Below are 23,289 nucleotides of genomic sequence, written 5' to 3' on the forward strand. Positions count from 1 at the left end.
TTCAGGGGAAAGCCGGTCTATTCCTCCAGCGACTCCCGCTTTTCCTCCAGCTCCAGCCATTCCAGCTCGGCCGCGTCGAGCGCATCGGCGGCTTCTGACAGCGCCGCCGACGCTTCGGCGAAGCGGGCCGCATTGCGCGCATAGAGCTCCGGATCGGCCAGTTCTGCGTTCAGCGCGTCGATGCGCGACCGCAACCCGTCCATTTCGCCAGGCAATCGTTCCAGCCGGAAGGTCTCCTTGTAGGACATCTTAGCCTCGCGGCCTTTGCGCGGTTTGGCGGATGCCGCCTTCTTCGGCGCCTTGCCCTCATCGCTCCGCCGCGCCTGCACGCCCTGGCCGCGCTGGCGGGTCATGTCGGAATATCCGCCCGGATAGATCCGCCAGTCCGCCGGTCCCTCATAGGCCAGCGTGCGGGCGGCGAGCCGGTCGATGAAGTCGCGGTCGTGGCTGACCAGGATGACCGTGCCGGGATAGTCGCTGACCATTTCCTGCAACAGGTCGAGCGTTTCCAAGTCGAGATCGTTGGTCGGTTCGTCCAGGATCAGCAGGTTGCTCGGCAGGCGCAATCCCCTGGCCAGTTGCACCCGCGCCCGTTCCCCGCCGGACAAGGCGCGCAGCGGGGTCGTCGCCTGTTCGGGCCGGAACAGGAAGTCTTTCATGTAGCGCATGACATGGACGGGGTTGCCGTTGACGATCACGGACTCGTTGCCGTCGCCCATCGCGTCGCGCAGGCTCATCTCCGGGTCGAGCCCGGCCCGCGCCTGGTCGATCACCAGCGGTTCCAGGTTCTCGCCCAGCCGGATCGTGCCGGACTGCGCCTCCAGCCCGCCCGTCATGAGTTTCAGCAGCGTCGTCTTGCCCGACCCGTTCGGCCCGATCACGGCGAGACGGTCGCCGCGCATGATCCGCAGATCGAGCGTATCCACGATGGGCCGGTCGCCATAGGCGAAAGACACACCCTTCATCTCGACGACGAGCTTGGCCGACTTGTCGGCCTCGCTGACCGTGATGGATACATTGCCCTGTGGACCCGTGGCATCTTTGAGCGTCGATTTGAGTGTGCCGAGTTCCTTCAGGCGGCGGACATTGCGCTTGCGCCGTCCGCTCACTCCGTGCGTGACCCAATGTTCCTCGCGGTGGATCTGGCGCGCCAGCTTGTGCCGGTCGAGCGCCTCGCGTTCGAGCATCTCGTCGCGCCAGTCCTCGAAATGGGCGAACCCTTTGTCGAGCGTGTGCGTCTCGCCGCGGTCGAGCCAGACGACGCGGTGCGAGAGGTTTTCCAGAAAGCGCCGGTCGTGGCTGATGAGGACCAAGGCCGAACGCGAAGCCGACAGTTCGCTTTCCAGCCATTCGATGGCGGGAAGATCCAGATGGTTGGTCGGTTCGTCCAGCAGCAGCACGTCCGGTTCCGGCGCGAGCGTGCGAATCAGCGCGGCGCGGCGCCGCTCCCCGCCCGACAGGGTGGCCGGGTCTTCCGTGCCCTTGAGGCCAAGCGCGTCCAGCAGATAGGGGACGCGCCCGCCCGCGCTGAGGTCGAACCCTTCCGCGCCGACCAGCCCGTCTTCGATATAGTCGCGCACGCTCGCGAAAGCGGACAGGTCTGGGCTTTGTTCAAGATAGCGGGCATTGGCGCCCGGCTGGCGGATGATGTCGCCGCTATCCGGTTCGGCCAGGCCGGCGGCGATCTTCATCAATGTGGACTTGCCCGATCCGTTGCGCCCGACCAGGCAGACCCGGTCGCGGGCGAACACCGACAGGTCGGCTGCGCTCAACAAGGGCGTGCCGCCGAAGGTCAGGGCGGCGGACTGGATGGAAATCAGGGGCGGTTCGGCCATGCGGCACCGCATATGGGCGCGCTCTTCGCTTTACAATGCGCGCGAAAGCCCGAAAACAGCCCTCATGAACGGGTCGATGCATATCCGCGCCGGATTGACGGCGACAGGTCTGGCCTTGATCTGGACGATGCTGAGCCTGTTCACGCTCATTCCGGTCGCCGCCACGGCGCAGGATGCTCCCGCCGCGACCACGGCGCCAGACTTCACCACCCAGTCCTTGCGCGCCCAGATCGAGGCGCTGGACGCCGCCGACCCTGAAGGCGACGACGCGCTGACGGCAGAGCAGACCGAACAGCTGCGCACGTCCCTGACGGCCGCGTTGGAACGTCTCGAAGGCGCGGCGGAACAGAGCGAGATTGCCGCGCAATTCAACAGCGATGTCGAAACCGGCCGCGCGACGCTGGCCGCTTTGCGCGACGAGATCGACGTCCTGCAGCAGGAATTGCGCGAACGTCCCGCCCTGAGCACGGATGCCGCCTTGGTCGGCGAAGCCGCCATGTTCGCGACCGAACAGTCCCTGCTGGCCAAGGAAAGCCAATTGCGAGTCCTGCAGGCGGAACTGGAAGGCTACCGCACGCAGACCTCCGACATCGGCGCGCGGCTGACGGCGGCGCCGCGCGAACTCAACCAGGCGCGCACGCAGCTGGGCGAAGTCAGCGCGGCCCTGACCGCGCTCGGCACGGGCGAGCTGGACCGGATAGGACAGGCGCGGCGCAAGGCGCTGCGCGCGCGCGAATATTTCCTGCGCCGCCAGATCGCCGCGCTCGAAGCCGAGATCGCCAGCCTGCCCGTGCGGCAGGAAATCGTCACGGCGCGACGGAATCTGGCGGAACTGCGCGCCGAAGCCCTGACTGAGGAAATCCTCGCGCTGCAGGACATGACGGGCCAGCGCAAGGTGGTCGAAGCCACGCAGCAGGCCCAGCGCATGCGCGACTTCGTCGCCAGCCTGGACGAGACCCATCCGCTCATCGAGCAGATGGCACGGGAAAACCTGCGCCTTGCGGACGTGTTGACGAATATGGCGCGCGACGAATCCGTCACGTCCCGCCGTCTGGCCGCCGTGCGCGGGGCGACGGCCAACGTCCAGAACGACCTGACGGCGGCGACCGAACTGGTCAGCCTCGGCCAGCTCGACCGCGAAGCGGGGGCGACCTTGCGCCGTCTGGGCAATCAGCTCACGCCGGCCCCGCAGCTGCGCGCCGATCTGCGAGACACGCAGCGTGCTTTGTCGCAACTGACGCGCCAGCGCGTCGTGGCGCAGGAACAATTGCGCGACATGCCCGTCGGCGCCGTCGATCCGGAGTCCTTGTTGCAGGCCGCGCGCCGCGCCAATCCGGCGCTGGGGGCGCTATCGCGCGGCGAGGCATCCGCCATTCGACAACTCGCCGAACAGCGCCGCGCTTTCCTGCGCCAGATTTCGGCCAATGCGACGGGCCGCATCAACGCCGTGGCCGAATTGCAGACCGCGCAGAACGAACTCGCCAAGCGGGCCCAAGAGCTGCGGACCGTGCTGGATGAAAACCTGCTTTGGGTGCCCAGCGTTCCGGCCATCGGGCTCGACTGGCCCGGCAAAGTCGTGCGCGGGGCGACGGAGCTGTTCTCGCCGACCCAACTGCGCACGGCGGCGGTCGTCCTGCTGGACGAAGCCAGGCGGCTTTGGCCGGTCGTGCTGTTCTTCGGTCTGGCGGTGGCTTTGGCGTACCGGTTGCGCGTTCCGCTCTGGCAGGACATCAAGCACCGCGCCGACGATGTCGGCCGGGTCAAGCAGGACAGTCTCTGGCACACGCCGGCCGTGATCGGCGCCTGCCTGGTCATGGCGCTGCCTTGGCCGCTCATCTTCGGACTGTTGTCGATCCTGTTCGGGGCATCGGACAATCCGGACCTGTTGGTCGACGGCCTGTCGGACGGGTTCGGCTATCTGTCGCTGTTTTCACTGATCATCGTGTCCTGGCGCTATTTCGACCGCGACCGGTCGGTTTTCGGCGCCCATTTCAAGCTGCACAAATCGCTGCGCCATTCGGTGCAGGACAATCTGCGCTGGTTCCTGCCGGTCGTGGGAACGACGTCCTTCCTGCTGGCGGTGATGTCCAACATGCGCGGCGACAATATCTACGAAGGCTTCTCGCTGGCCGTTTTCATCGTCACCGCGTCCGCCTTGGCGGCCTTCTTCTTCATGGTGCTGTGGCGCACCCGCGACAGCTATGCGTCCGCCGTGTCTGACAATAACGTCCTGACCCGCTACCGCGTGCCGATGGCGGTCTTCGCGATCGGCCTGCCGGTCTTCGCGGCGCTGATGGCGGGGGCGGGCTGGTATGACAGCGCCGACGACATCCTTGTCCGCCTGTTCGCCAGCCTGTGGGTGCTGCTGCTGAGCTACGTCCTCTACGGTGCGGTGCGGCGCGCCATCACCGTGTCGCAGCGCCAGATCAAGTACCGCCAGGCGGTCGAACGGCGCGAAGCGCAGATCAAGGCACGCCAGGAACAGCAGGACGCCGAAGCCCGGGGCGAGGACATGCCCGCCCCGCCGCCGGTCGACACGGACGCGATCGACGTGTCCGCCATGAGCCGCCAATCCGCGCAGCTGCTCAAGACGCTGGTCGTGATCGGACTGGCCGCCATGCTCTGGTTCATCTGGTCCGGCCTGCTGCCGGCGTTGACGATATTCGACGGATTCCAGCTGGGCGAGATCGGCACGGGCGACGTCAATTCCGATACGGGCGAGGAGATCACCCGGAGCATCACGCTCTGGACCGTGTTGCAGGCCGTGGTGATCGCCGTATTGACCATCATCGCGGCGCGCAACCTACCGGGCTTCCTGGAAATCTTCATTCTCAACCGGATGGGCGTCGATGCGGGTGCGCGTTACGCCGTCGTCACCATTCTCGGCTACATCATCATCGCGACGGGCATCGTGTTCGCCTTCCAACGGATCGGCCTGCAATGGGGCCAGCTGCAATGGGTCGTCGGTGGCCTGTCGCTCGGCATCGGCATCGGTCTGCAGAAGATCTTCGCCAATTTCGTGTCGGGCCTGATCATTCTGTTCGAACGCCCGATCCGAATCGGCGATTTCGTCACGATCGGCGACAATTCCGGGACGGTCACGCGCATCAAGATCCGCGCGACCACGCTGGGCGATCTGGACAATCGCGAAATCCTGATTCCGAACGAAAACCTGATCAGCCAGGAAGTGACCAACTGGACGCTGTCCAATTCGGTCACGCGCGTCATCGTCTATGTCGGCGTGGCGTACGGGTCGGATACGGACCGGTCGCGCGAAATCATGATGGACATCGTCAAGTCCAACAACAAGATTCTGGAAACTCCGCCGCCGCAGGTCTTCTTCCTGGGCTTCGGCGACAGCTCGCTGGACTTCGAAGTGCGGGTCTTCCTGCGCAATTTCGAGGACCGCTTCCCGGTGCGCCACACCTTGCATACGGAGATCAACAAGGCCCTCGCCGAGGCCGGGATCGAGATCCCGTTCCCACAGCGCGACCTGCATATCCGGTCGCAGGACATGCCGCTGGGCATCGAGTCCAAGACGGTCGCCCCGGCACGACCCGGTCAGGGTTCCAGCCTGGATGCCCAGATCGAGGCGGAGGCGAAGAAGTCACCGGCGAAGAAAACGCCGGCGAAAAAACCGCCGGCGGAAAAACCGTCTGCCAAGACGAAGAGCTAGCGGCCCCGCCGCTTCGGCGGGCGGTTGCCGCCATCGTTTCGGCTCGGAGCCTTGCGGCGTGTCGTGCTGCGCGACTGGTCGGGTTTGGCGGTTTGCGCGGCAGGCTTCGGGGCGTCGGATCCGCGTTTCGGGGCGGACTTGCGGCGACGGTAGCCCTGATCGTCCGTGCGCGCGGCGCGCTCTTCCCGTGGTGCTGCCGGACGCTCGGACGGGGCGGACGAAGACGCCGGGTTGCGGCTCTTGGACCGGCCGCCGGACCCGGGCCGACTGCCGCCGGACGGCTTCTTGCCCCGCGACCTGTCCTTTTTCTTTCCGGACTTGCCGCGGCCCGTCCGGGCTTGATCGGGCGTCAGATCGACCCGGTCGACCTTGTCCCGGGCTTCGATGGCCTTGATCCGCGCCGCCATGTCGGCAGGCATCGGCTCGACCGGGATGGTCTCTTTCAGAAGCTTCTGGATATCTTTCAGATACGGCTTTTCGTCCGGCGCGACGAAGGCGATGGCCCGGCCTTCCGCTTCCGCGCGCGCCGTGCGTCCGATCCGGTGGACATATTGTTCCGGCACGTTCGGGATTTCGTAGTTGATGACATGGGTGATGCCGGGAATGTCGATCCCGCGTGCCGCCACGTCGGTCGCGACGAGGATGTCGACCGCCCGACTCTTGAAGGCGTCGAGCGCGCGCTGCCGCTGGCCCTGGCTCTTGTTGCCGTGGATGGCGATGGCCCGCAGTCCGTTCTGGGCGAGGCGTTTCACCACCCGGTCGGCGCCGTGCTTAGTGCGGGTGAAGACGAGCGTGCGTTCGACATCCGGCTGCAGCAAAGTGTCGGCCAGCAGCATCGGCTTTTCGTCCTTCTTGGCGAAGATCAGAGACTGCTCGACCTTGTCGGCCGTCGTATTGGGCGGCGACACGGTAACGCTGACGGGATCGGTCAGGAACTGGTTCGCCAGCGTCTTGATCTTGGGCGGCAGGGTAGCGGAAAAGAACAGGGTCTGGCGCTCACTGGGCAGCAGGGGGATGATCTTCTTGAGGGCGTGGATGAAGCCCATATCCATCATCTGGTCGGCCTCGTCGAGGATCAGGATTTCGACGTCCTTGAGCGTGATCGCCTTGCGATCCAGCAGGTCGATCAACCGTCCCGGCGTCGCGACCAGCACGTCGTTGCCCGAAACCAGTTTCTTGATCTGGTTGTTGATGGATACGCCGCCGACCACCTTGGCCGCGGACAGGTCCATCATGAACCGGCCGTAGGAAACGAAGCTGTCATAGATCTGACCGACCAGTTCGCGGGTCGGAGCCAGGACGAGGACGCGCGCGCCGCGCTTGGGCGGATCGCCGGCCTCGGTGAAGATCCAGTCCAGCGACGGCAGGGCGAAGGCGGCCGTCTTGCCCGTGCCCGTCTGGGCGATGCCGAGCAGGTCGCGGCCGTCTAGCAGATGCGGGATGGCCTGTTTCTGGATCGGGGTGGGGCTGTCGTAGCCCAATGTGGTGAGCGCGCGCGATAGCGGCTCGGCGAGCTTGAGCTCAGAAAAAGATGTCATGATGTTCCGATTGAATAGGGGCCGTTAGCCGCTCATCGTTGGCGCTACAAATCCGGCCCGGATAAGCAGCGCACATGGGCGCGCAGACGAGACTTGTCAACGCGAGTCCACGGTTGGACGACTCGTCCCCGGCCGCATAGAGCACGGGTCTGTCCGGTCGTCGATGCGATCCGACGTTCGGCTATGACCGCAGATAGGCAAACATGTGTGGAACGTAATCGGCCTTTCCGAGCTCCACCCCCTCCTTACGCAATATGGCGTAGGCCGTATTCAGGTGGAAATAGAATTGCGGCAGCGCCCAATCGCGCACGTAATCCGGCCCCGAGAGATCGAACGTCATGCCGTTGGGAAGGTCGAGCGTGACGGTGAAGTCGTCACGCAGCGCCAAGGCGTCCGGTGACAACGTGTCGAGAAACGCCACCGCGTTGCCGATCCTCTTCTGTGCCTCTTGAAGCGTGCCGGGTCTGTCTCCCGCATTCCGGCCAGTTTCGGCCAAGACCTCAAGATGTGAGGGCAGGGCTTCGTTGCGCAACCTATGGACCGGTTCCTGGGCTTGCAAGCAGGCGAAGGCGATCTGCGATGATAATGGCAGCATGTCATCGATCAGGCGTGCGGAGAGATGCGCCTGGGCCGTCTCCGTTGGGCTTTCCTGGTCCGCTTTATCGAGCCAGGCCGACAAGGCTTTCAGCATGTTCCGATAGGTCGGGACAAGCAGAGCGTAGGCGTCAGTCATGAAAGCGATCTCCGGGACGGGTCGTCGGCCCGGTCTATTACCGCTTCGCCCCTTCCGCAATCGCCAACTCCTTCGTCAGCACCTTGCTCATGTCGCCGTCGACATGGGCGAGCACCAGCGGGTCCATGACGCGGCGCCAGAGGGGCGGGACGTAGGCGAGCAGATACATGACGCCGTAGCCGTAAGGCAGGGTCGGCACGTCGTCGAAGCTGCGCAAATACTGGTAGTGGCGCGACGGGTTGGCGTGGTGGTCGCTGTGCCGGGCGAGGTTGTAGCTGGTGATGTTGGTGACCAGGCTGTTCGTGTTCCAGCTGTGCTGCGGCCGGGCGGGCAGGTATTTCCCGTCCGCGCGCTTGTCGCGCAGCAGGCCGTAATGGGCCAGGTAGTTCTGGCTCGACAGCGCCGTCGTGGAGATCGCGGCGGCGATGATCATGTAGGGCAGGGCGGCCCAGCCCAGCCAGGCGATGACGGCGCCCCAGATGACGACCTGCATAAGCACGGTCTGGACGACTTCATTCTTGAGCGACCATCTGGAATAGCCCTTGCGCGCGGCGCGCTTGGACTCGATGCGCCAACTGCGTTCCCAGGCGCCGGGCACTTCGCGGGTGATGAAGGCCCAGTAGCTTTCGCCGAAGCGCGCCGTGGCGTGGTCGCGCGGCGTGGCGACGTCGCTGTGATGGCCCGTATTATGTTCGACCCGGAAGTGGCCGAGAAAGGACGGGGCGAGCATCAGCAAGGCGACCCATTTGCTCAGCCTGTCCGGCTTGTGACCGGTTTCATGCGCGCTGTTGATGGCGAAGGTCAGCCCCCAGCCATGGCCGATGCCCAATCCGACATAGGCCCAGACCGGCCAGCTATGGGTCGCCGCCGCCCAAGCTCCCAGCAACCAGGTCAGATAGATCAGCGGGAGCAGGCCATGGACCATGTAGCGGTAGAAGAGCGACTGCGAGGCTTCGTCCTCGATCAGGCCGAGCAAGTCGTCTTCGTCGTCGCCGATGAAATGGTCCAGCAGGGGGGCCAGGCCGAAGACGATAGCCGTGGTGAGCCAGACCCAGGCGGGCTGGTCCAAGCTCAGCGCCAGCCAGAGACCGAGCAGCGGCACGGTCGGATAGGTCAGCGAGATCAGCCAGAGATGGCGTTTGGCGGAGGGGCGGGCGTGCAGCGGCGCGGCGGTCGTCATGATGGTCTTCCTTTGCAAGCCTACCATACAATTGCTGATAATGTTGTCAATAACCGGCTTCCGGATCCACAACGAGGTCCGGTCTGCGCCCGTCTTCGAGCGCACGGTAGGCCGCGACGAAGGCTGCGGCCGTGTCGTCGGGCAAGGTCAGGCCCGACACGTGCGGCGTGATGGTGATGCCCGGATGATCCCAGAGCGGGCTGCCGGGCGGCAGGGGTTCGGTCGGCACCACATCCAGCACGGCATGGCGCAATCGCCCGGCAGCCAGCGCGGCCGTCACCGCGTCGATATCGGCCGTTGCGCCGCGCCCGACATTCACGAACAACGCGCTGTCAAGACGGTCGAAAACGCGCGCGTCGATGCGGCCTTGCGTCTCCGGCGTCAGCGGCAAGGCGCCGACGACCAAATCGGCTTCCTGCCTCTTAGGGAGGGCGTCCATCGCGACGACCTGCGCGAACGGATCGCGCGCCCGTCCGCTGCGGCTGGCCCCGGTGCAGTTCACACCGAGCGCGCCGATCACCAGCGCCACGCCGGACCCGATCCCGCCCGTGCCGAGGATCAGCGCCGTCTTGCCGTCGATCAGGTCCGGGGTTCCGGCCGCCACGTCCCAGTCATGGTCGCGCTGCAGCCGCCGCCGCACCGCGTGTCTTTGCGCGTCGGCCAGCAGGTAGGACAGCACATATTCCCCGATCTGCCGCCCCATCCGACCGACGGTCCGAGTGATGAGCGCAGGTGGCGTCGAAGCCGTGTCGGACAAGGCGCCCAGCATGCCGTTCGCACCCGCCCCGCTGATGTGGATCCAGTCGGCGGAACCGTAATCGGCGATCGCCTCACCGGGCGCGAACCCGATCACGGCGTAGGGCGCATCCGGTGCCGGTCCGCCGATCCGCACATCGAGAGTGGGCAGGGCGGGCGAAAGATGCGCGGCGATATCGTTCGCATCCTCGCCCAAGATGACGACGGAGCCGGGCGGCGCTATGTTCATTCTATCGGTCTCTCACCTGCGCGCGCATGGCTTTCTTGTCGATCTTGCCGACGGGTGTCAGCGGGATCGCGTCCACGACATGGATATGTTTCGGCACCTTGTAGGGGGCCATGTTGGCGCGGATCCAGTCGCGGATGCGGTCTTTCGCATCACGGTCTGAGCCCGCGCTGTCCGGGGCGCGCTGCACGAAGAGGTGCACGATATCGTTGCCGGGACGCGCTTCGTCCGGTGCGCCGACAACGGCGCTCTCGGCCACGTCCGGATGCGCCTTCAGCTTGTCCTCGACTTCCACGGAGAACACCTTGAACCCCCCGACGACCAGCATGTCCTTGGCGCGGTCGCACAGGAAGACGTACCCGTCCGCGTCCAGATATCCGACATCGCCGGTGAACATGTAGCGCCGCCCCTCGATCTCGCGCAGGGCTCGCGCGCTCTCGCCGGGCAGGCCGAGATAGCCGCGCATCACCTGCGGTCCGGCGGTGACGATCTCGCCCGGTTCGCCGGCCGGCATCTCGGTCGTGCCGGTTTCGACATCCATGATCTTCAGGTCGGTTCCGGGCATGGGCACGCCGATGCTGCCCAGCTTGTAGCGGCTGACGGGATGGGCGATGTGGCAAGGGCCGGTTTCGGTCATGCCGAATACGTCGGCGATCTTGTTCGCGCCGATCACCGCGGACAGTTTGTCATACGTCGTGCGGGTCAGCGGCGCGGCGCCGGATTTCGCCACTTTCAATCGCGACCAATCCACTTGCGCAAAGCCCGGATGGGCCAGCAGCATGTCGTAGAGCGCAGGCACGCCCGCCAGGATCGTCGGCGGATGAGCCCGCATCATGTCCACGAAATGATCCACGTCGCGCGGATCGGGCAACAGGAACAATTCCGCGCCGTGGATCACGGCGCTGCAGATCATCGACAGACCCGCAATATGGAAGAAGGGAAAGGCGGAGGCGTAGCGCTCCGCATAGGCTTCCAGATCCGGGTCGAGCGCGGCGACCATGCGCGGATTGTGCATCACGTTGCGATGGCTCAACTCCGCGCCTTTGGGCCGGCCGGTCGTCCCGCCCGTATACTGGATCATGAAGGTGTCGTGCGGGTCGACATCGACCTGGGCGAAGGTGTCCGGCGCCTCCGCCGTCAGATTCTGCCACGTATGGCCGTCCACGCCCGCCAGGTCCATCGGCGCAATGTCCGGCGCGCCTAGCGTGTCGCCCGCCCCGACGCTGATGAGGTGCTCCAGACCGTCCGGCACATGTGGCATGGCGGCCAAGGCAGGCGCGAAGTCCGACAGGGTGACCAGCAGCGAGATGCCCGCATCGTCGATCTGGTGGGCCAGCTCCGGCGGAGCCAGCAAAGGCGACACGCCAGATCCGATCGCGCCCAGCTTCGACAGGGCGGCGACAGCGACAGCGTATTGCGGAATGTTGGGCATGTGCAGCCCGACCACATCCCCGCGCCCCACGCCCAGTCCGGCCAGTACATTGGCGAAGCGGTTGGCCAGCCGGTCCAGCTTGCCATAGGTCGTCGCGGACTGCATGAAGCGCAGAGCCACGGCGTCCGGATTGTTGCGGGCATGGCGTTCGACATAGCCGCCGAAGGGCAGGTCCTGGAAGTCGGGCGGCACCGCGCCCAACGCCTCGTGAACTTTCAACCAAGCCCGCTCCGCCATCTCCACTCTCCCACGATCACCGGGCCGTTATCGGCCTCTCGGATATGAGGATTGCCAGTGCGGGCGGGGCGAGGGCAAGGACAATCGGTGCAGATGGGTATGGCTATCTGTAGGGTGATGCGTAGAGATAGAAAAGCGTTGTCTTCCATCAGTTCGTTTCGATAACGCTATGTGACAAAAGGCTTAAGAGAATTAGATTTCCAGATAATGGTCACAGAAATGGGACAAGCTCTGTTCCACAAGATCTATAACACTTTTCCGGCTGCTGACTTTGCTTGCAACACCAATTGGGCAATACTGTAACTCAACGTATTGAACCGTATCCTTATCGTTGTTTATTAGCCGGTTTTTTGACAATTCGCCATTTGAAACATCCTGCATAGCATCAAATAGTGTAGTGCTTGTCATGTTAGAGACATAAGGCCATTTCACGCTTATTCGCATTCCCTCATGCTGCCCATCTTCGGCTTCTTCATCCTTGCCAGCAATCTTACGAATAAAATGCTCTATCCGTTTGTGAGGAGTTTTGACATTTTTTGGGAGCTCGCATCTTTTAGAAATTCGTAATGTTCTTTGATCAATCTCTAAGCAAATCGATAAATAATTGTTGCCATCTCCAACATCAAACTCAGCTTTAAGGTCTCCGGTTTTCATTAGGTGCTCAACATCTTTGTCGAGTCTCGCCTCTCTAGTTTTCGTCGTTTTTGAAAGAACTTGTGTTACGCGCTGACCTAGGCAACTAGATAACTGAAAAGATAAATCAGCACATTCTTGATGCCAATCTGAAACAGCTTGTTCAAAAAACTCTTGAGGTGTTCCTGCTGCACGTGTTCGTAAATCTTCAACCAGCTCTTTCCAATGCTTTCCCATTTGCTTAAAGCCTTCTACGCCTGTAGCAGAGTCTTGAAGAAATCTGACAAATTCTGAGAGAATGTAACGCTGGCCCTCATCATCAAAGTTGTCGTCTTCTAGTAGATTCATAGCTTGATGACGTATAGCCGACCATGACCAATGGAAATGTTCAATATCTTTAAGCTTTCTGTCTGAAGTCTTTAGTCGAAGAGGCGGTCGATCTGGAGATATGCACATCTCATTTGATATTGTAACCAGTGCATTAAATCCATGCTCGCTAGCTTGCTTAAGATAGCGTTCAAGTTGCGGCAGATCGAGGTCGCTTGATTTTACCTTGACTTCTACAGCAGCTCGCCAAATTGCATCGCCCCTTTTATGCTGAATCATGCCATCAGGAATATCGGTGTTGGAGTATTTGCCACGAAATGACGGATGCAATTCAGCTTGTATGTCGTTTCCAGATTTTCTAACAGAGCGCCCGATAGACTTCATGAGTGCCTGCCTAAATGCAAAGACGCTAATGAACACAGCTAGGAAACTGGAGGTCGCCCTGTCTTCGTCTGATTTATTACTAGGAATCAGTCGGGGCTTCTGCCCAGTAAAAAGTTGGGACACTACATGCTCGCGAATGCTTAATATCAAACCATAACTGCATCAATTTTAAAATATGCGCAACTTTTATATATGTGCTATAGTCAAGTGTAGTTTTACGGCCACTTCACGATCGGAGGCATGCTGCTGAGAATGGTCGCGACATTGCCGCCGGTCTTCAGGCCGAAGGTCGTGCCGCGGTCCCAGAGCAGGTTGAATTCGACATAGCGCCCGCGCAGGATCAGCTGTTCCTCGCGTTCCGCCTCGGTCCAGGGCTCACTCATCCGGCCGCGCGCGATTGCCGAGTAGGTAGACAGGAAGGCGCGGCCGACATCCTGGGTGAAGGCGAAGTCGGCCTTCCAATCTCCGCTATTGTAGCGGTCGTAGAAGATGCCGCCAATGCCTCTGGGTTCGTCGCGGTGGTGCAGGTGGAAATATTCGTCGCACCAATCGCGGAAGCGGACATAGTCCACGCCGTGCGCCTCGCAGGGCGCGCGCATCCCGGCATGGAACGCCACCGCGTCCGGATTGTCCTGGGTGCGCTGCGCCTGCAAAGTGGGCGTCAGATCCGCCCCGCCGCCGAACCAGTCCTGTGTGGTGACGATGTAGCGCGTGTTCATGTGCACGGCCGGAACGCGCGGATTGCGCAGATGCGCGATCAGACTGATGCCTGCCGCCCAGAAACGCGGATCGTCCGCCGCGCCGGGGATGCTGGCGGCCATTTCGGGCGTGAATTCGCCTTTGACCATGCTGACATGCACGCCGCATTTCTCGAAGAAACGCCCGCGCAGCATGCCGCCAGTGCCGCCGCCGCCGTCTTCGACCTGTCGCTGCCAATCCGTGTACTCGAACGTGCCGGGCTCGCCCGGATAGAGATCGGCCGGGGCTTCGCGTTCCAGCGCCTCGAACTCGGCGCAGATCTGGTCGCGCAGGTCCCGGAACCAGGCCGAGGCCATATCCTGTCTGTCGGTCATCGCGACGCTTTCATGCTGGCCAGCCTTTCGCCCATCTTCCGGTGGACGATGTCCATGGCCTGGAGCGGTCGCACCATGACCTTGAAATCGGTGATCAGGCCGCTTTCGTCCCATTCGATCATGTCCACGCCGTTGACGGCGATGCCGTCCATTTCGGTGCGGAATTCCAGCACGGCGGTGTTGGCGTCCACCACCTCGCGCAGATATTCGAAACTGTCAGAGCCCAGCGTTTCGCTCGCCGCCCACAGATAGGCGAAGGTGAGCGCCTTGCCGCGCTGCGGGGTATGAACGACGGGCGAATGGAAGACGACGTCGTCGTGCAGCAGAGCGTTCAATGCGTCCGGCGTGGGCGCGTCAATATAGGCATGCCAGCGGGCAAGCGGGTCGGTCATGATCCGGTCCCTCTGTCGCGCGCCAGATACATGGCGCCGAGGATGATCGGCAGGGCGATCAACATGTCGAGAAAGGCATTGTACCAGATCCACTGCTCCGTCGTCAGAATGAAGGCGAGCGGCGTGTCGATCGCCATGATGAGCAAGGTCGCGCCCGCCAGAGCGAAAGACGCGCGCCGGGGGTCGATCGGGCCGAGCCCCTCCATGTACATCGCCATGCGCTTGCCCAGATAGCCGCCTTTCAGGACAAGGGCATCGAACAGGGCGGCCGCCGCGCCGATCAAGGCCATGACCGTGCCGCGCAGCTTGATCGCCAGGTCGTCCTGGAATCCCCAGGCCAGCCCCGCGCTGATCAACGCCATGGCCGCGCCGAAGGCGGCGAACCCGCCCAGCAGATCCCACCGCACGAACGGGTTGATCAGGAACAGCGCGAAAGTCGCGCCCGCGCCCGTCAGGGCCGCCGTGACCAGGCCGAACTCGCGCGCTACGAAAAAGAAGGCCAGCCCGAAGGCCAGATCGACATAGAGCGACGGCTGCAGCGCCTTCTGCCGTTCGGCGCGGGCGCGCTGTTCGGGACTTGGGTTCGGCGGATCGGCGGCTTCGGCGTTCCATATCTCCAGTGTCTCGTCGAACCGTCCGGGCTCGCGGAACGGCTTGTCCGTACTGCGCCAGACGATCTTTTGCCCACGGCGCGCAACGGTGCCGTACCGCAGAAGATCGACGGCGCCGTATTCGATCTCCAGATCGTGTTCCGGCACGCGGACGCAATTCGCTCCGCTGATCGCTATGTCTGTCGAGCCGAGGGTTTCCTCATGGACGGTCTGCCCGTCTCTGGTGAGCCGGAATGTCCGTTCGAACGGGAAAAGCCGGTCCTTGACCCGGAAGGTCCAGCGCACCGGGTCGTCCGGCAATTCGAACTTGTAAGTCTTGCTTAGCACGCGCGCCTCCTAGGGCAGGCCGCCTGTCTGCCGCAAGGCCTCGAACAGGGCGATGGCGACCGCGTTGGACAGGTTGAGGGACCGGCCCCGGATCGGGATGACGACGCGGGCGTCACAGGCCTCGTGGACTGCGTCCGGCACGCCGGAGGACTCGTTGCCGAAGACCAACCGGTCGGTCGGCGCGAAGGCGAAATCCTGAAGCGGCTGGGCGGCGCGCGTGGTGAACAAGACGGTCCGGCCGGACAGTGGCGCGAACGCGTCCCAATTGGCGTGGCGGATCAGGTCCACATCCGCCCCGTAATCCATCGCGGCCCGGCGGACATCCTTGGCGGCAAGCGGAAAGCCGGTCGGTTCGATCACGGACAGAGGCACGCCGAAACAGGCGCAGGACCGCAGGATGTTGCCGAAGTTGGCGGCGATGCCGGGGGTGTGGAGGGCGATCTGCATGGGGAAGCTCTAGATGGGCAACGAAAGAAAATCTTCCTCCTTCCAGAGGGAGAAGGCGGTCCGCAGGACCGGATGAGAAGGACGCGGCGGTCGCGGCATCATTCCGACGGCCTGCCGCCCTTTTCCCTCATCCGATCCTTCAAGGCACACCCAATCCCGGAGAGAAGGAATCCATGATCATCTCGCCCGGCAAGCTCGCCTTCTCGCAAACTCCGACGTGGACCGCGATCTCGAAGACGTCCGCGCGCCACCGGCTTCGCGGTCTAACCCAACCCCATGAACAGCGCCCGCTGCTTGACGTTCAGGCCTCGCGGCCGTCCGATGCGCAGGCTGTCCTTGCCGTCCCGGTCGCGCTTTGTGACGCGGAAGGCGGCCTGGCGGAAACTGCCGTAATCGCGGCTGTTGACGTTATCGACGGCAAACATGGAGATCTGCGCGTTCTCGCGGCCCAGTTCGACGTCCATGAACCCGTTGCGAAGGGCGGAGTAGTAGCGCGCATCCTCGTTCTCGCGTGTCATCAGCAGATTATGCTGCGCCGTCGCGTCGCCCAGATAGGCGGTCAGCGTCTTGGACGAGACGCTGCTGGTCACGAACTCCGCGCCCATCGGCGTCGCGTCGTCCTTCGTCAGATCCAGTGCCCAGAATTCATGCGCGTCGCCCGTCACCACCAAGAGGTCGTTCACCCCCGCCGCGTCCAGATCGGCGAACAGACGTTCGCGCGCGACCGGGTAGCCGTCCCAACTGTCCGGATAGAAGGGCAGGCCATATTTGGACAAGGTCAGGAAATCGTGGATGCCGGGCCAGTCCTTCTCGATGGCGTCCGTCGCTTCCTGCGTGACGTAAGGGGTGAAATCCGGCGTCATCACCCGGCCCAGGATCACCTGGTTGGCGAGCATGCGCCACGCCACACCGGACTGCTTGGACTTCGCGAACATGTCCACGATGAAATCGCGTTGTTCCGCCCCCAGCATGCGCCGGTCCGGATCGTTCAGATAATCGGCTCGGAAAGCGTCCACATCGCTCACGACCCGGTCCACATAGTCCTCGATGATCAAGGGCGCGGCGCGCGCCGTCAGCCGCGTCTCGATGGCGACCAGGCTCAACAGGTCGCCGAACTGGAAGGACCGGTAGAACGCCTCGCGCGCCCGGCCGGGCACGGGTTCGCGCACCGGCATCCATTCGTAATAGGCGCGCAAGGCCGCCTCTTTGCGGGCTTCCCACGGGCCTTCGCCGGGATCGTGGTTCTGCGCGCCGCCGCGCCAGCTGTCATTGGCGGTTTCGTGATCGTCCCACAGGGCGATCATCGGCATCAGGCGCGTGACGTCCTGCAGGTTCGGATCGCGGCGGTGTTGCGCGTGGCGGGTGCGGTAGTCGGCCAGCGTGACCGTTTCGTGCGGCGGTTCGTGATGGCGGTTCGGCGGCTTGTCGGGCGCATCGTAAGTGTCGGCCCCGTATTCGTAGTAATAGTCGCCCAGATGGATCAGCGCGTCGTAATCCGCCGCGCCGGATCGCTGCCGCCGGGCGATCAGGTCGTATACATTGTAGAAGCCGTGCTCGTAATTGGCGCAGGACACGACGGCCAAGCGCAGATCGTCCGGGCTGCCGTTCGGCAGCGTCCGCGTCCGGCCGACCGGCGAAACGTCCGCGCCGGTGCGGAACCGGTAATGGTAGGTCGTGCCGGGCTTCAATCCGGTCGCCTCCACCTTGAGGGTGAAATCGCGCGCCGCTCGCGCGACCGTTTCGCCGCGCACCGGGTTCGCAAAGGCCGGATCCGTATCGATCTCCCAGACGACGGGAACGCGCCCGCTCTCCTGCGGGGTGACGCGGGTCCAAAGGATGACCGACCCCGCCTGCGGGTCGCCCGACGCCACCCCGTGCTCGAACGTGCCGGTGGCGGCCGCCTCGCCGGAACGGGCCAGGTCGACGGACGGCGCGCAGGCCGCGGTCGCCCCGCCCAGGCCCAGCAGGGCCAGCGCATCGCGCCGGGTGGCGCGGATGCCGGATTTGTGCCTGTCGTCCATTGCCGTCAGCCCAGAGTCTGGCCGTCGTCGATGGTCGTGACCGTGCCGGTGACCTGACGCGACGCATCGGAACACAGGAACAGAACGGCCCCGTCCAGTGCGTCGGCGTCGATGACGCGGCGGCGCGGCCAGCGGGCCAGCAAGGCTTGCCCGTAGGGCGTGTCGAACATCCCGTCGTTTATCTCGGTCTGGATGTAGCCCGGCGCGATCATGTTGACGTTCACGCCCATGCGCGCCCAGTCCAGCGCCAGCACCCGGCCCATCTGCGACACGCCCGCCTTGGAGGCGGCGTAGAACGGCATGTTGGGCGACACGTCGTAGCTGGTGATGGAACTGATAATGAGGATGCGCCCGCGCTCTGAGTCTCTCGATCCGTTTTCCATCATCCGCTTGGCCCCTTCGCGCGCTGTCAGGAACGCGCCCTTCATGTTGACGTCGAAGGTGGCCTGGAAATCTTCCACCGGATTGTCGGTCGCCCGGCCCCGGTCGCGCGCCATGCCGGCATTGGCGACGACCGTGTCCACGGCGCCCAGTTCGCCCGCGATCCGGTCATAGGCTTCGAGCGTCTGCGCTTCGTCGCTCACGTCTAGCTCCACGGCGATCGCCGTGCCGCCATGATCCTTGATCTCGGCTTTCAGGGCCGCCAGCCGGTCCGTGCGCCGTGCCGCCAGCGCGACCTTCGCCCCGTGCGCGGCCAGCACCTTGGCCATGCGTTCGCCCAGCCCGGACGACGCGCCCGTGACGAGCGCCACCCGGTCCGAGAGATCGTAGGTGAAGGGGGAGTGGGGATCGCGCATGCGCGCGTCATATGAGACGCGACAGGTTTAGGGAAGAGGCTGGACCCGGTTCAGCCGCCCGGTCAGGCGCGAGGGACGCTTGACGAGAACGGGCCAGAGGGCGCGGCTGCCCTTGGGGTAGGCGCGGCGGGTGCGGATCATGGCTGGCGCACCCCTGAGGCCGTGCCAGAGGCCGCGCGCGGTCGGCCGGAACCGCCCGGACCGGACCGCGCTCCAGAGCAGGAGCGCCAGATTGGCGGCCAGAGTGACCGGCAACAGACCGATCATCAGACCCAGCGGCATGGATGAAAACCAGGTCCAGAGGCGGTTGCGCGTGCCGTGATAGACGGCGAAATCGGACGCCGTGCCGGTGATCCCGGAGCCGACATGGTGGACGACGGCGTCGTGGACTTGCACGGCCCGGCCGCCCAGCCGGCGCATCTTGAGCGCCAGATCGACATCCTCGTGATAGCAGAAGAAGCGTTCGTCGAACCCGCCGACGGCCTCGAACGCCTCGCGACGGTAGGCCGCAGCGGCGGCGCAGGGCCCGAAGACGGGAAAGTCTTCCGTAACGGTGCGCACAGCCTGGCCGTAGCCAGCCCGGTAGGCGACGCCGTAGATGGAATATTCGTCGCCCGTGCCGTCGAAGGTCGGCGCGGCTCCGGGGGGTCTGTCCGCTGTGATCTGCATCGAGCCGAGCATGGTGACGAAAGGATGCCGGGTCGTGGCGCGGTGCAGGGCGCGCAGCCAGTCGGGACGTGCGAACGCGTCGGGGTTCAGAGCCACGATCCAGTTGCCGCGTGCCCGCCGGGCCGCGAGATTGTTGCCCGCCGCAAAACCCAGATTTGCGCCCGCTTCGATGACCGTGAACCGTGCGTCCAGCTCCGGCAGGGTGGCCAGCGATCCGTCCGTGCTGCCATTGTCCACGATGAAGGCTTCGAAACGGGTGAAATCCTGCGCGGCCAGCGCGGCGACGGCCCGGCGCAGATAGTCGCCGCCGTTGTAATTGACGATGATGACGGAAAAGAACGGAATGTCGGATGCGGTGTCGATGGGGCGCTCCTAATCGCGCCGGTCGCGCGGCACAATCCCGCCCGTTCGACATGAGTCGGTGACATATAAAGGAATTGTTATGTCTCGGGCGCTAGTCTATCAGGTCCGCACCTCCATCGATCGAAAGCTTTTCCGCCATGAGCGCACACGACTATGTCGTCAAAGACATTTCCCTCTCCGACTATGGTCGCAAGGAGCTCGACATCGCCGAGACCGAAATGCCGGGCCTGATGGCCCTGCGCGAGGAATTCGGCGAGAGCCAGCCTTTGGCTGGTGCGCGCATCGTCGGCTCGCTGCACATGACGATCCAGACCGCCGTGCTGATCGAGACACTGACGGCGCTGGGCGCGGATGTGCGTTGGGCGTCGTGCAACATCTTCTCGACGCAGGACCATGCGGCCGCCGCCATCGCGGCATCGGGCGTTCCGGTCTTCGCCATCAAGGGGCAGACATTGGAAGAGCATTGGGACTATCTGGACAAGAGTTTCCTGTTCCCTGAGGGCGCGAACATCATTCTCGACGATGGCGGCGATGCGACATTGTATGTCCTGCTCGGCGCGCGGGTCGAAAACGGCGAACCGGAACTGATCGAAGGCGAGCCGGACTCCGAAGAGGAAGCCGCCATCTTCGCGCAGATCAAGAAGCGTATGAAAGCCTCGCCGGGCTGGTTCACCAAGACGCGCGACGACATTGTCGGCGTGTCCGAAGAAACCACGACGGGCGTTCATCGGCTCTATGAATTGCAGCGCGAAGGCCGTCTGCCGTTCCCCGCGATCAATGTGAATGACAGCGTCACCAAGTCGAAGTTCGACAACAAATATGGCTGCAAGGAAAGCCTCGTGGACGGCATCCGCCGCGCGACCGACACGATGATGGCGGGCAAGACCGCTGTCGTGCTCGGCTACGGCGATGTTGGCAAGGGTTCAGCGGCCTCGCTTCGGGGTGCAGGCGCGCGCGTGAAAGTCACCGAAGTCGACCCGATCTGCGCGCTGCAAGCCGCGATGGACGGGTTCGAGGTCACGACGCTGGAAGACACGGTCAAGGACGCTGACATCTTCGTCACCACGACCGGCAACAAGGACGTTATCCGTATCGAGCACATGCGCGAGATGAAGGACATGGCGATCGTGGGAAACATCGGCCACTTCGACAACGAAATTCAGGTCGCCGCGCTGCAGAACCACCAATGGACCAACATCAAGGACCAGGTGGACATGATCACCTTCCCGGGCGGCAACCGCATGATCCTGTTGAGCCAAGGCCGCCTGCTGAACCTCGGCAATGCGACCGGCCACCCGTCCTTCGTGATGAGCGCGTCCTTCACCAATCAGGTGCTGGCGCAGATCGAACTATGGGAAGATTCAAAGCGCGACACGCCGAAATACAAGAACGAAGTCTACATGCTGCCCAAGCATCTGGACGAGAAAGTCGCCCGTCTGCATCTGGAAAAGATCGGCGTGAAGCTGACCGAAATGTCCAAGGAACAGGCCGACTATATCGGCGTCCCGCAACAGGGCCCGTTCAAGCCGGAGCATTACCGCTACTAAAAATGCCGACCCCGGCATTCATTGCCGGGGTCGATCCAAACCATCCAGGCCCTGATAAAAACAAAAAGCGCAGAGCCTTAAAATCCTGGAGCCCATCATGAGCCGCCAATCCTACGAATTCACCTCCGAGTCCGTTTCCGAAGGCCATCCCGACAAGGTCAGCGACCGCATCTCGGACGAGATCGTCGACCTCTATTTCCGCGAAGCCCTCAAAGTCGGCATGGACCCGTGGCAGGTCCGCGTCGCGGCCGAGACCCTGACCACGACCAACACGGTCGTCATCGCCGGCGAAACGCGCGGTCCCGACACGATCACGCCCGACCGTATCGAAGCGCTGGCACGCGAAGCCATCAAGGATATCGGCTACGAACAGGACGGTTTCCACCACGAGACCTGCGATGTGCAGGTGCTGCTGCATCCGCAATCCGTCGACATCGCCCAAGGCGTGGATACGGGCACGGGCCTGCACGCCGAAGACGGGGCGGGCGACCAGGGCATCATGTTCGGCTATGCCAGCCTCGACGTGCCGGGCGCGCTCATGCCGGCGCCGGTCCATTACAGCCACAAGATTCTTGAACGGCTGGCCAAGGCGCGTAAGGAAGAAGGCCAGGACTGGCTCGGCCCGGACAGCAAGTCCCAGGTCACGGTGCAGTATCACAATGGCCGCCCCGTCGGCGCCAATGCCATTGTTCTCTCCACCCAGCATCTGGACGGAAACCTGACCTCGGCCGACATCCGCGAGCGTGTCCAACCCTATATCGAAGACGTGCTGCCCGTCGGCTGGATTTCCGACCAGACGGTCTGGCACATCAATCCGACCGGCAAGTTCGTGATCGGCGGGCCGGACGGAGACGCCGGCCTGACGGGCCGCAAGATCATCGTGGACACTTACGGCGGCATGGCGCCGCATGGGGGCGGTGCGTTCTCCGGCAAGGATCCGACGAAGGTGGACCGCTCGGCCGCCTATGCCACGCGCTATCTGGCCAAGAACCTGGTCGCGGCCGGAGTCGCGCCCTGGGTCGAGATCCAGGTCAGCTATGCCATCGGCGTGGCCGCGCCGACCTCGATCTACGTCAATGTGGACGACAACAACCCCGTCACGGGCGACCGGATCGAAACCATCATCCGCCAGGTCATGGACCTGACGCCGCGCGGCATCCGCACCCATCTGGACCTCAACAAGCCGATCTACGCGCCGACCGCCGCCTACGGCCATTTCGGCCGCGAGCCCGGACCGGACGGCGCGTTTTCGTGGGAGAAGACCGATCTGGTGGACGAGATCAAGGCGCGCCTCTAGGCGCGTCTTCGCGGTCCGTTAACCGCGTCTTCCAACGCGGTCTTAGCGTTGTGCGGTTACCCCGTGGGACATTCGATCCTGTTGGAGACCCGATCATGAAACGCCCCGACGCGACCGACCCGGCATCTTTCCGCTACCGCCTGCGCAAGCGGCGGTTCCGGCATGTAGAGCGCATCATCCGCAGCGTCGCCGCGGCGCAAGCCAAGGTGACGATCCTGGATGTCGGTGGGCGCCGGGATTATTGGGACTATCTGCCGGACGATCTGCGACCGATCGTGTCGATCACGCTCGTCAATTTCGAGGACGAACTGACGAATTTCGCGCAGAAGACGGACGGGCTGGACCTGACCACGGTCGTCGGCGACGGGTGCGACATGCCGCAATTCGCAGACGACAGCTTCGATATCGTCCATTCCAACAGCGTGATCGAACATGTCGGCAGCCTCGCCAATATGGGCCGGTTCGCCGCCGAGACGCGCCGTATCGGCAAGCGCTATTATGTCCAGGCGCCCTATCTGTGGTTCCCGATCGAGCCGCATTACGGCGTACCGATCCTGGCCTGGCTGCCGCCGCCGACACGCGCGGCGATCACGCACAAGCACAAGGTCGGCTATTCCGACACGCCCATCCCCGATTACGGCGAGGCCTTGTTCGAAGCGGACTTCATCAACCTGCCGGACAAGACCCTGTTCCGGAAGCTGTTCCCGGACGCCGAACAGAAGCGCGAACGCTTCATCGGGCTGACGAAATCGCTCATCGCGGTGGGGTGAGACCGCAAAAGATGTCGC

The 23,289-nt window shown here is 63.7% G+C and carries 18 protein-coding genes; 4 read left to right on the top strand and 14 right to left on the bottom strand.

All coding sequences use genetic code 11. From position 1 onward, the window contains the following. Nucleotides 1–17 precede the first annotated feature (17 nt). Nucleotides 18–1,835, bottom strand: a complete 1,818-nt coding sequence (locus tag Q0718_RS07590) for an ATP-binding cassette domain-containing protein (RefSeq protein WP_298915838.1) — start codon at nucleotides 1,833–1,835, stop codon at nucleotides 18–20. Between the two features lie 64 nt (nucleotides 1,836–1,899). Here Q0718_RS07590 and Q0718_RS07595 point away from each other — a divergent pair, with 64 nt between their 5' ends. Continuing rightward, entirely contained in the window at nucleotides 1,900–5,511 is a 3,612-nt protein-coding gene (locus tag Q0718_RS07595) for a mechanosensitive ion channel domain-containing protein (protein ID WP_298915840.1), read from the top strand. Here Q0718_RS07595 and Q0718_RS07600 read toward each other — a convergent pair. From Q0718_RS07600 to Q0718_RS07660, 13 genes are all read right to left on the bottom strand, one after another. Next, nucleotides 5,508–7,049 carry a DEAD/DEAH box helicase gene (locus Q0718_RS07600; protein ID WP_298915843.1) on the bottom strand — a complete coding sequence of 514 codons (1,542 nt, stop codon included), beginning with the start codon at nucleotides 7,047–7,049 and terminating at the stop codon, nucleotides 5,508–5,510. The two genes, Q0718_RS07595 and Q0718_RS07600, sit on opposite strands and share 4 nt — an antisense overlap. Nucleotides 7,050–7,230: 181 nt before the next feature. After that, on the bottom strand, nucleotides 7,231–7,782 hold the full coding sequence (locus Q0718_RS07605) for a DUF1993 family protein (protein ID WP_298915846.1): 552 nt from the start codon (nucleotides 7,780–7,782) through the stop codon (nucleotides 7,231–7,233). Between the two features lie 37 nt (nucleotides 7,783–7,819). Then, the gene (locus Q0718_RS07610) at nucleotides 7,820–8,962 is read right to left on the bottom strand and encodes an alkane 1-monooxygenase (protein WP_298915849.1); all 1,143 of its coding nucleotides are present in this window, start codon (nucleotides 8,960–8,962) and stop codon (nucleotides 7,820–7,822) included. 46 nt (nucleotides 8,963–9,008) lie between these two features. Continuing rightward, a complete protein-coding gene (locus Q0718_RS07615) occupies nucleotides 9,009–9,947 on the bottom strand; it encodes an NAD(P)-dependent oxidoreductase (RefSeq protein ID WP_298915852.1) in 939 nt (312 codons plus the stop codon). Between the two features lies 1 nt (nucleotide 9,948). Continuing rightward, nucleotides 9,949–11,613 (bottom strand): AMP-binding protein, encoded by a 1,665-nt coding sequence (locus tag Q0718_RS07620; RefSeq protein ID WP_298915856.1) that lies wholly within the window; start codon nucleotides 11,611–11,613, stop codon nucleotides 9,949–9,951. A 192-nt stretch (nucleotides 11,614–11,805) separates the two neighbouring features. Continuing rightward, nucleotides 11,806–12,957 (bottom strand): hypothetical protein, encoded by a 1,152-nt coding sequence (locus Q0718_RS07625; protein WP_298915859.1) that lies wholly within the window; start codon nucleotides 12,955–12,957, stop codon nucleotides 11,806–11,808. 215 nt (nucleotides 12,958–13,172) lie between these two features. Then, on the bottom strand, nucleotides 13,173–14,030 hold the full coding sequence (gene hemF / locus Q0718_RS07630) for an oxygen-dependent coproporphyrinogen oxidase (protein ID WP_298915862.1): 858 nt from the start codon (nucleotides 14,028–14,030) through the stop codon (nucleotides 13,173–13,175). Then, nucleotides 14,027–14,422 (bottom strand): nuclear transport factor 2 family protein, encoded by a 396-nt coding sequence (locus Q0718_RS07635; protein WP_298915865.1) that lies wholly within the window; start codon nucleotides 14,420–14,422, stop codon nucleotides 14,027–14,029. The genes hemF and Q0718_RS07635 overlap by 4 nt, the downstream gene beginning before the upstream one ends. Further along, nucleotides 14,419–15,360: a hypothetical protein gene (locus Q0718_RS07640; RefSeq protein WP_298915868.1), complete on the bottom strand. Its 942-nt coding sequence runs from the start codon at nucleotides 15,358–15,360 to the stop codon at nucleotides 14,419–14,421. Before Q0718_RS07640 ends, Q0718_RS07635 begins: the two co-directional genes overlap by 4 nt. 9 nt (nucleotides 15,361–15,369) lie before the next feature. Continuing rightward, nucleotides 15,370–15,807, bottom strand: a complete 438-nt coding sequence (locus tag Q0718_RS07645; RefSeq protein WP_298915872.1) for a tRNA (cytidine(34)-2'-O)-methyltransferase — start codon at nucleotides 15,805–15,807, stop codon at nucleotides 15,370–15,372. Nucleotides 15,808–16,070: 263 nt separating this feature from the next. Beyond that, a complete protein-coding gene (locus Q0718_RS07650) occupies nucleotides 16,071–17,828 on the bottom strand; it encodes an alkaline phosphatase D family protein (RefSeq protein ID WP_298915875.1) in 1,758 nt (585 codons plus the stop codon). Between the two features lie 5 nt (nucleotides 17,829–17,833). Next, nucleotides 17,834–18,625: an SDR family oxidoreductase gene (locus Q0718_RS07655; protein WP_298915878.1), complete on the bottom strand. Its 792-nt coding sequence runs from the start codon at nucleotides 18,623–18,625 to the stop codon at nucleotides 17,834–17,836. Nucleotides 18,626–18,652: 27 nt separating this feature from the next. Next, nucleotides 18,653–19,657 (bottom strand): glycosyltransferase family 2 protein, encoded by a 1,005-nt coding sequence (locus Q0718_RS07660; RefSeq protein WP_366523848.1) that lies wholly within the window; start codon nucleotides 19,655–19,657, stop codon nucleotides 18,653–18,655. Between the two features lie 137 nt (nucleotides 19,658–19,794). Between Q0718_RS07660 and ahcY the strand changes: the two genes are divergently transcribed. From ahcY to Q0718_RS07675, 3 genes are all read left to right on the top strand, one after another. Next, nucleotides 19,795–21,204, top strand: coding sequence for an adenosylhomocysteinase (gene ahcY, locus Q0718_RS07665; RefSeq protein WP_298915881.1), 1,410 nt, complete (start codon nucleotides 19,795–19,797; stop codon nucleotides 21,202–21,204). Between the two features lie 97 nt (nucleotides 21,205–21,301). Next, nucleotides 21,302–22,501, top strand: a complete 1,200-nt coding sequence (gene metK, locus Q0718_RS07670; protein WP_298915884.1) for a methionine adenosyltransferase — start codon at nucleotides 21,302–21,304, stop codon at nucleotides 22,499–22,501. Between the two features lie 95 nt (nucleotides 22,502–22,596). Then, nucleotides 22,597–23,271, top strand: a complete 675-nt coding sequence (locus Q0718_RS07675) for a methyltransferase domain-containing protein (RefSeq protein ID WP_298915887.1) — start codon at nucleotides 22,597–22,599, stop codon at nucleotides 23,269–23,271. Nucleotides 23,272–23,289 lie beyond the last annotated feature (18 nt).

This window comes from uncultured Algimonas sp., assembly GCF_947498175.1.
GTDB lineage: Bacteria > Pseudomonadota > Alphaproteobacteria > Caulobacterales > Maricaulaceae > Litorimonas.